The following is a 9,487-nucleotide window of genomic DNA, read 5'->3' as shown; positions in this document are numbered from 1 at the left end:
TCAATGCATATCTTAGATAGTAGCCAACGGCTACAGTGATAACATCCTTGTTAAATTGTTTATATCTGAAATAGTTCATACAGAAGACTCCTTTTTGTTAAAATTATACTATAAATTCAACTTTGCAACAGAACCAACAAAATCGTGAAACAGGGGGCTCACGTGCAAGAGGCACCCATACAGAAAATTCTGATATAGATATCGGAATCTATTACAATTCAGACTCATTTGACCTGACAGCGATTAATCAAATTGCTACAGAATTGGATGATAAAAATAGAAACAACCTTGTTGTGCCTCCCGGAGCGTGGGGTGATTGGATTAATGGCGGCGGATGGTTATTTATAAATGGGTATCATGTTGACTTGATTTTACGTGATATAAAACGGGTAGAACAAATAATCAAAGATACGGAGCAAGGAATTGTTACTGCCAATTATCAGACCGGGCATCCCCATGGTTATATAAGTGCAATGTATCGTGGAGAATTAGCGATTAGTAAAATACTATATGCTAAGAACGAAAGCTTATGCGAATTAAAAAAGCAGGCAGAAATTTACCCTACTGCTCTAAAGAAAAGCTTGATGAACTTTTTTATATTTGAAGCTGAATTCTCTTTAATGTTTGTAAAAGCAAATGCGGGGGTAGAGGATAAATATTATATTGCAGGCCATGTTTTTCGTATTATTTCATGCTTAAATCAAGTACTATTTGCATGTAATAATGCTTATTGTATCAACGAAAAGAAAGCTATAAAACTGCTTGAAACTTTTGAACATAAACCTGAAAAATATACCGAGAAGGTAAATCATATTTTTGAAGTACTCGGTATCTCACTTTTTGAATGCTACGATATGACCGAGAAACTTTATAAAGAAGTGAATGAAATTGTATCGGAGATAAATAACTTTTTAAACGAGGAGAGTTCAGATGAAAGAAAACAAATATGATGATAATATATTTTTTCAAAAATACAGTCAAATGAGTCGCTCGCAGAAAGGACTGGCTGGTGCGGGAGAATGGGAGACTTTGAAAAAGATGCTACCTGATTTTAAGGGTAAGCGTGTGCTTGATTTAGGATGCGGCTATGGATGGCACTGTATATATGCGATGGAAAACGGTGCTTCCTCTGTAGTAGGTGTTGATATTTCTCATAAAATGCTCGAAGTAGTAAAAGGAAAAACCCATTTTCCACAGATTGAATATGAATGCTGTGCCATAGAAGATGTGGATTTCCCAGAGGAGAGCTTTGATGTAATACTAAGTTCGCTTGCGTTTCATTATGTAGCAGACTATGAGAATTTAATAAAAAAGATATATAGGATGCTGAAGGCTGGTGGCAATTTAGTTTTTACAGTTGAACATCCTGTTTTTACTGCTCATGGAACACAAGACTGGTATTATAACGAAAAAGGAGAAATACTGCATTTCCCGGTGGACAATTATTATTATGAGGGCAAACGGACAGCTATGTTTTTGGAAGAAAAGGTTACAAAATATCATAGAACACTGACCACATATCTAAATACACTGCTTTCAAATAGTTTTATAATAAATCAGATTGTGGAGCCACAGCCGCCAGAGAACATGATGGATATTCCGGGGATGGCGGATGAAATGCGACGCCCAATGATGCTGATTGTATCGGCAAAAAAGAAGATGTAATAATATAGAAAAAATAAACGAGGAGTATGTAAATGAGATCAGAAAAAGAAATGATGGATTTAGTACTTTCTTTAGCAGAACAGGATGAACGTATTCGAATTGTGACCCTTGAGGGGTCACGCGCAAATATTAATATACCTAAAGATGAATTTCAGGATTATGATATTACATATTTTGTAAGTGATATAGAACCGTTTATATCTAATGATGACTGGCTTAATCAATTTGGGAATATAATAATGATGCAAAAGCCGGAGGATATGGAATTATTCCCACCTGAAGAAAAGGGATTTTCCTATCTTATGCTATTTGATGATTACAATAAAATTGATCTTACCTTATTGCCCTTGGAAGAGTTAGATAATTACCTAAAGGGCGATAAATTAATAAAGGTTCTAATTGATAAAGATTGTAGAATTAAAAGGGACATAGTTCCGACTGATATAGATTATCATGTAAGAAAGCCAAGCGCAAGGGAGTATGATGATTGCTGCAATGAATTTTGGAATGTAACACCTTATGTTATTAAAGGATTGTGCCGCAAAGAGATACTGTTTGCAATCGATCATCTGAACCAGATTCTACGGTTTGAACTACTTAGGATGATGTCGTGGAAGGTTGGGATAAAGACAGAATTTTCATTAAGTGTTGGGAAAAATTATAAGTATATTAACAAATACATTGATGAAGATCTATGGAATAGATTATTATCTACATATCGCATGGATTCCTATGAAAATATTTGGAAGTCATTATTTATATGCCACCAATTGTTCAGGGAAGTGTCCAAAGAGGTAGCAGAACTACTGGGGTTTGATTATCCAGAGTATGGTAAGAACATAACAAGATATACCGAGGACATGTATAAAAAATATGTTGAAAATGACTATTTTTAAAGATTAGCAAAGATTATTAACCATAAGCAAGGGGTGTAAATGTATGGAAAGTACTGATGTTATAAATGAAATTAGAGGTATATTACCTCGTAACTCAATTGGAAAATATGATTTACTAACTATTTTTACACATAAAACCGTTTTTGATAAAATTGTAAAAGTACTATCATTGGATTTTCAAAATAAAGTAGATTATGTGGCTGCCCCAGAAGCAATTGGATGGATACTAGGCACTGCCATAGCCAAAGAACTTGGAGTGGGGTTTATTGGAGTAAGAAAAGGTGATAAGCTGCCATACGCAAAAGAAGAGATTATTTCGACACATTTTACCGACTATTCAGGTCAAGATAAAAGCTTTGAAATATCTAAGAGTTCTATTGTGAGGAACAAAAGAGTTTTGATTGTAGATGATTGGATAGAGACAGGTTCTCAAATGAAGGCTTTAATAGCTTTGTTAGAGAAATTGGATTGCAGCATTATTGGGTTGGCTACTATTGGGATTGATATAAATGAGGTTACTCAAAAATGGATAGACAGCAGTTTTGTAGCTTATATTGGCTCAAACATATAATAAACCGAAAGAAAATCTTGAATCAAAATTTTGGATGGCGTTAATTTACAATACAACGAAAGATGTTTACTCTTTTTTTATAAATTTTAAGAGGCGTTAAAAAACAGTTTTCAGACGAAAGGAGATCGAAGTTGAGTATAGATTTAAGTAACAAAAAAATTCCGAAAGAAGCAATTCAAGCATTAAAAACTATAGCGGAACTACTTGATAATATGTTAATTGGGGTGTATTTGTATGGTTCGGCAGTAATGGGTGGTTTACGTATGAATAGCGATGTAGATATTTTGGTAATAACAAATCAAAGTTTATCTGAAAAAACTCGAAGGAATCTTACAAATAGGTTAATGCTTATATCTGGGAAAATAGGAAACATAAAAGATATGAGGCCTCTTGAAGTTACGGTCATAAATCAAAAGGATATTGTCCCTTGGCATTTCCCCCCCAAATATGAATTTATGTATGGCGAGTGGCTAAGAGAGCAGTTTGAAAAGGGAGAAATTCCTGAGTCGACTTATGATCCGGATTTAGCAATACTTTTAGCACAACTAAGAAAAAATAGTATTAACCTTTTGGGACCAAAGGCAACAGAAGTAATTGAGCCTGTGCCAATGACAGATATTCGAAAAGCAATTAAAGAATCGTTGCCCGGGTTGATAGCTAGCATTAACGGTGACGAACGCAATGTGATTTTAACTTTAGCCAGAATGTGGCTGACAGCATCTACTGGTGAAATTCGCTCAAAAGATCTGGCAGCTGAATGGGCGATACCTCAATTACCCGATGAGCATGCTACTTTACTCAACAAAGCGAGAGAGGCTTATTTAGGAGAGTGTGTTGACAAGTGGGAAGGAATGGAATCTGAGGTGGCTGAACTCGTTAATCATATGAAAAAGTCTATAGAGTCTTCCCTTAATATCCAATTACCTTTTCGAATAGTTTAAATATAACAAAGACTAGTTGTTAATGTGCATTATTGATTGCTTCGATATGTTCCCCCATATATCAGTTTCTTAAAAAATAATCAAAATACCGTTGATACGTTCCCGCGAACGAAAGGGTTAAAAATCAGCTTAAGACATCAATGCCATCAACTAGAGCCACGTTGAGACGTGTGTTTTATTGTCCCACAAAAGTGCAGACGATTTTATCAGTGTAAAAATGGAGTACGCAGACGACCGAAAAATCCAGCCAGATCGTATCACCTACAGGCTTATTCAGGAGTATATCGAAGAAAAGTACGGCTTCAAAGTTCACACTGCAAACATTGCAGAGGTCAAAAGAAACTTAGGCCTGCCGATGTACGACGCACCAAACGCAGTTGAAGAACTAAAACGCCCATATAAACCAGCACCAGAATATAAAGTAGAAGCTATTAAAGACGCATTAAGGCACTTCAAGGTCATAGATTAAAGTAAAGTACCCTTTCAGCAGATCATTACTGTTGAGAGGGTCTTACTTTTTCAGAAGCCGGCCAATGTAAGGATAGCCCTACAAGATTGCGGGTCTTTCTCTTCGAGCCATGTTTCCAGATTGCTTATAGCGATATCCTTTTGAATATGGATGCTCTCTTCAAATCGATATTCGATTGCACATGTAAGGATATCAACAGGTTCATCAAGAACCTTACCGCCAAGAACTGGGTATTCGTCAATTACAATCCAGTCAGGTGGGAGACCATCAAAGAGAGCCTGCGGATACAATTCCCTAAAGTGAATCTCAATTTCCATAGCTTCGATCTCACCTTGTTCTTTATCTGGGTAACAAGTGGCATAAGATACATCGAAGCCTCTAGTGAGCAGCATCTGAACGACATTGATGAGTTCAATATCAACAGGAATGGTCTTATCGGCGCATTTACAACAAGGCTTCGACCAAATTTCACTGTATAGCTCTAAACATCGTGGACACATCGTCATCATACAATCACTTCCTTCACCAGTTTATAGAAAGTAGTTCTTTTAAGATTAAGTGCCTGCATAGTTGCAGTTGCAGTTTGCTCGCCAGTGCGGTGATATTTACCGCCGGGTACACTGGAATAACCGAGGTTACAAGTCTATTGTTTGGAGATGCGTCAGCCGTTTGGAGGAAAAAGGATCTGAATGTACTGCCCCTACCATAAACGAGGAAACATTGCAGACAGCAGTGGTCAAGGCTATTAACGAACTTTTGGCTAACAAAGAACCCTTCCTCCAGGCGTTGCAGAAAAACATAGCTACTATACTTAATGAAGAAAATGATAATGCCACCAATGATATTGATAGCAAATTGGAAGAATTACAACAACAGCTTCTTATCCAAGCAAAATCCAAGAATGACTATGAAGATGTGGCTGATGAAATCTACCACCTTCGAGAATTGAAGCAAAATGCACTTGTTGAAAATGCAGAGCGTGAAGGAAAAAGGCAACGAATCGCTGAAATGACTGATTTCTTTAATGAACAATCCTGTGAGTTAGAGGAATATGATGAGCAGTTAGTAAGGAGGCTTATAGAAAAAGTTACGGTATTTCATGATAAGTTCGCCGTTGAATTCAAATCAGGAGTCGAGATTGATGTAGAAGGGTAATCTTTAGAAAGAGAACAGAAGAATTATATTGGATTTTTAAAGATAATATGATATAATAAAACGACTTGGAGGTGGAAGAATGTATAACTTTTCTTGCTAATTATATGATGCATAATAAGATATTTAAAGAAACGGCTATAGAACCGTTTGTTTTGTTATGCAAATTGCAAGAAAGTTAAGTATTCTACACTCAATAATACATTACAGTAACCTTATGTTATGTATAACAAAAGGTAATAATAGTATTTGTTTTTGAGCCGTAAGAATTTACTTTCTTGCGGCTTTTAATATTTGTAAAAGAAAGGAAGATAAACGTGATAGACAATGATACTATGTCATTCATGACAAAATCCTTGCAGAGTTGGATAACATTATAGAGTAATTAATGCCGAAAACCGACTTTGCTTATAAAATTTTTATAATGTAAAGGAGGAAGAAATATATGTCCTTAATAAATGTTTCAAATCTAACTTTTTCATATGAAGGAAGTTATGACAATATTTTTGAAAATGTAAGTTTTCAGATAGATACAGATTGGAAACTCGGTTTTATTGGAAGAAACGGACGCGGTAAAACTACTTTCTTAAATTTACTGCTTGGCAAATATGCGTATTCCGGCAATATAAGTTCTACAGTTAAGTTTGAGTATTTTCCTTATGATGTGGAAGATAAGAGTCTATATACAATTGAAGTAATGAAGAGTATTTGTACGGAATGTATGGATTGGGAGATTTTTCGTGAAATATCATTGCTTGATGTTCAAGAAGATGCTTTATATCGTCCGTTTAATACATTGTCAAATGGTGAGCAAACGAAGGTCCTTCTTGCAGCTTTATTCCTTACAGCGAGTTGTTTCCTGCTTATTGATGAACCTACAAACCATCTTGACATCGATGCACGTAATGTAGTGCAAAACTATTTGAAACGCAAGAAGGGGTTTATTTTGGTATCTCATGATAGAAGCTTACTTGATCAATGTGTTGACCATATACTATCTATCAATAAAACGAATATCGAAATCCAAAAGGGAAATTTTACTTCTTGGTGGGAGAACAAAACGTTACAAGATAATTTTGAACTGGCAGAAAACAAGAAACTCCTTAAAGAAATAGGAAGGTTGTCTTATGCAGCAAAACGTAGTTCAAACTGGTCAAATAAAGTAGAAAAAAGTAAATATGGAACAACAAATTCTGGTTCAAAACTGGATAAGGGTTATGTTGGACATAAGGCTGCAAAAGCGATGAAACGTGCCAAAAATATTGAGTCAAGACATCAGGAAGCCGTTTTACAAAAATCAGAACTGCTCCACAACATTGAACAATATGATGACTTAAAAATTTCACCACTTGAATTTCACAAAGAGTGCTTAATAGAAGCGAATGATTTATCATTGTCTTATGGAGATAAAGAAGTATGCAGTAATCTTAATTTCAGAGTCAATATTGGTGATAGAGTTGCCATTATCGGAAAAAATGGGAGTGGTAAGTCTAGTATCCTAAAATTGATTAATGGAGATGATATTAAATTTACCGGAAATTTTATGCTAGCAAGTGGACTAAAAATTTCTTATATTTCGCAAGATACTTCATATTTAAAAGGTAATCTATCTGAATTTGCCTATAATAATAAGATCGATGAAACTCTATTTAAAACGATTCTTCGTAAACTGGATTTTAATAGAGAGCAGTTTGATAAGAACATGGTGGATTTTAGTGCTGGTCAGAAAAAGAAAGTACTAATTGCTAAAAGCCTTTGTGAAAGTGCACATTTGTATATATGGGATGAGCCATTGAACTATATTGATATTTTTTCACGTATCCAAATTGAAAAAATGATTTTGGAATATTGTCCTACACTATTGTTTGTGGAGCATGATGATGCTTTTTGCAATAACATTTGTACGAAAAATATTAATTTAGGTTTGTAGAGATTTTGAGTTGCCACAATAACTAAAAGATATTTACATGAAAGGGTGAAGAAATGTTAAAACAAAAAGAATTAATTGCAAACGTTAAGAATCTTACTGAGTCAGATGAACGAATTACAGCTTGTATGATGTATGGATCGTTTACCAAAGGAGAAGGTGACCAATACTCTGATATAGAGTTCTATATATTTTTGAAAGATAGTATAACCTCGAACTTTGATTCATCCAACTGGTTGTTTGACGTAGCTCCGTACTTGATGCTTTATAAAAATGAGTACGGAACAGAGGTAGTTATTTTTGATAATCTTATACGTGGGGAATTTCATTTCCTTTCTGAAAAAGATATGAACATAATCCCCTCGTTTAAAGATTCAGGTTATATTCCTGATACGAAGGCTATGCTTATTTACGATGAAACAGGGCAATTAGAAAATTATTTATCAGAGATAAGTGGTGCAAGACCAAATAGACTTACTGAAGAAAATGCTAATTTTTTGTTGTGTAATTTCTCTAATCTATGGTTGATGGGAATCAACGTTCTAAAAAGAGGAGAATATGCTCGTTCATTAGAACTCTTATCACAACTTCAAAAAAATACACTACAACTTATACGTATGGCAGAAAAAATGCTGATAATTGGCTAAACATGAGTAAAAACCTTGAAAAAGAAATTAGCCTTGAAAATTATAAAAAATTTGCAAAGACCACTGCTCGATTAGATAAGGTAGAATTATTTGAAGCCTATAAAAATTCTTTGCTATTAGTTATGGATTTGCAAAGTCACCTTATTGAACAATACAACTTAAAAGTTACACATGACATTTTAGAAAGATTGTTGAATTACATTAGTGAATAGGAGAGTAACGTTATTCACAGTATTGGGTACTGAAAATTAACAGCATACCTCAGTTTTTCAAAAAACAGCGAAGCCTATGGATATGTTCCCGTCTACCGATAGTGCAAAAAGTGTCGTGGATATGTTTCCGAGAACGGACATACACAAATGACATTCATTCTGTCCTCTCAATCCATATTGAATGTGTGACTGTTTTAAGTAAGTAAGGAAAACATAAAAAAACGGGCTCTTTGTCAAATCGGACTGATGAGACAAATATTGAAGATGATGAATTTGAGAATTTTCTCAAATTCATCATCTTTTTTTAGTTATTCAATTGTGACAAGGTCGTTTATCATAAAAATTCTTATCTTCATATTACTAAAAGATTTGAAGCCATAAGATACTCTTTTTAATATCTTAATATGAGTATTTTTAGCTTCTATTTTTCCGTTAGAATACTTATACGTTAAGCATTACGAATCCCTTCTTCATAATTAATCAGATTTTCAATCTTCTGTTTAAATAGTGGATCTAAGGTAGTCGGTAAGTTCTTTAATAAATCAAAAAATGAGTCTGGATCTTTATTTCTAAAGTGATAGGTTAATAATTGAAACACGCCATAGGCTTCTTTTAAGTCTGTAGAAAATGATAAAAGACGATCAATCATCATTGATTCTGTTAGAGGGGGAAACTTAGGTGAAGGAAAGCTTCTCCAATTTTTATATTCTGAACTAGAAACAGTCATTTGATTCTTTAATAGGTATTTCCAATTTACTTTTAGCTTATTGGCTTCAGAACGCTGGTGATTCTTTATTAATGCTTTCATTTCCCTGACTCTAAAGTCATTAAAAGCTTGGTTTAAGTGTTTAACGATATGAAACCTATCAATGACTAAAGCTGCACAAGGAAAGATTTTTTTAGTTAACTGAAAATAAGCCGCATTCATATCTGTCACTAGAAATTTTACCTGTTCTCGTTTCTCCTTGGGAGAACGATTGAAGTAATTCATTAGTTTATCAAGTCTA

The 9,487-nt window shown here is 34.4% G+C and carries 9 protein-coding genes and 3 pseudogenes; 9 read left to right on the top strand and 3 right to left on the bottom strand.

Annotation, left to right across the window (positions count from 1 at the left end; translation table 11 throughout):
• Positions 1–79: pseudogene (locus KA878_RS04490) on the bottom strand (IS6 family transposase); the annotation flags it as partial.
• A gap of 43 nt (positions 80–122) precedes the next feature.
• On the opposite strand from KA878_RS04490, the gene KA878_RS04485 reads away from it, so the two are divergent.
• From KA878_RS04485 to KA878_RS04460, 6 genes are all read left to right on the top strand, one after another.
• Positions 123–950: a nucleotidyltransferase domain-containing protein gene (locus KA878_RS04485; protein ID WP_312883912.1), complete on the top strand. Its 828-nt coding sequence runs from the start codon at positions 123–125 to the stop codon at positions 948–950.
• Positions 931–1,665 (top strand): class I SAM-dependent methyltransferase, encoded by a 735-nt coding sequence (locus KA878_RS04480; protein WP_193839810.1) that lies wholly within the window; start codon positions 931–933, stop codon positions 1,663–1,665. Before KA878_RS04485 ends, KA878_RS04480 begins: the two co-directional genes overlap by 20 nt.
• Before the next feature lie 32 nt (positions 1,666–1,697).
• Complete coding sequence (locus KA878_RS04475; RefSeq protein WP_002294505.1) at positions 1,698–2,561, top strand: aminoglycoside nucleotidyltransferase ANT(6)-Ia; 864 nt, start codon at positions 1,698–1,700, stop codon at positions 2,559–2,561.
• 43 nt (positions 2,562–2,604) lie between these two features.
• Positions 2,605–3,132: a phosphoribosyltransferase family protein gene (locus KA878_RS04470; RefSeq protein ID WP_002294507.1), complete on the top strand. Its 528-nt coding sequence runs from the start codon at positions 2,605–2,607 to the stop codon at positions 3,130–3,132.
• 131 nt (positions 3,133–3,263) lie between these two features.
• Positions 3,264–4,073, top strand: a complete 810-nt coding sequence (locus tag KA878_RS04465) for an ANT(9) family aminoglycoside nucleotidyltransferase Spw (protein WP_002294509.1) — start codon at positions 3,264–3,266, stop codon at positions 4,071–4,073.
• 217 nt (positions 4,074–4,290) lie between these two features.
• Positions 4,291–4,542, top strand: coding sequence for a hypothetical protein (locus KA878_RS04460; protein WP_002294510.1), 252 nt, complete (start codon positions 4,291–4,293; stop codon positions 4,540–4,542).
• Between the two features lie 50 nt (positions 4,543–4,592).
• Here the strand turns inward: KA878_RS04460 and KA878_RS04455 are convergent, their stop codons facing one another.
• The gene (locus tag KA878_RS04455; RefSeq protein ID WP_002325145.1) at positions 4,593–5,051 is read right to left on the bottom strand and encodes a hypothetical protein; all 459 of its coding nucleotides are present in this window, start codon (positions 5,049–5,051) and stop codon (positions 4,593–4,595) included.
• A 61-nt stretch (positions 5,052–5,112) separates the two neighbouring features.
• Between KA878_RS04455 and KA878_RS04450 the strand changes: the two genes are divergently transcribed.
• From KA878_RS04450 to lnu(B), 3 genes and pseudogenes are all read left to right on the top strand, one after another.
• A complete protein-coding gene (locus KA878_RS04450) occupies positions 5,113–5,697 on the top strand; it encodes a recombinase zinc beta ribbon domain-containing protein (protein ID WP_002294511.1) in 585 nt (194 codons plus the stop codon).
• Positions 5,698–6,139: 442 nt separating this feature from the next.
• A complete protein-coding gene (gene lsa(E) / locus KA878_RS04445; protein ID WP_002294513.1) occupies positions 6,140–7,624 on the top strand; it encodes an ABC-F type ribosomal protection protein Lsa(E) in 1,485 nt (494 codons plus the stop codon).
• Between the two features lie 53 nt (positions 7,625–7,677).
• A pseudogene (lnu(B), locus tag KA878_RS04440) lies at positions 7,678–8,480 on the top strand (lincosamide nucleotidyltransferase Lnu(B)).
• 308 nt (positions 8,481–8,788) lie between these two features.
• Here lnu(B) and KA878_RS04430 read toward each other — a convergent pair.
• Positions 8,789–9,487: pseudogene (locus tag KA878_RS04430) on the bottom strand (ISL3 family transposase); the annotation flags it as partial.

It is taken from the genome of Staphylococcus sp. GDY8P57P (genome assembly GCF_017892585.1).
Taxonomy (GTDB): domain Bacteria; phylum Bacillota; class Bacilli; order Staphylococcales; family Staphylococcaceae; genus Staphylococcus; species Staphylococcus borealis.
This window is presented reverse-complemented; position numbering and strand designations above follow the sequence as displayed.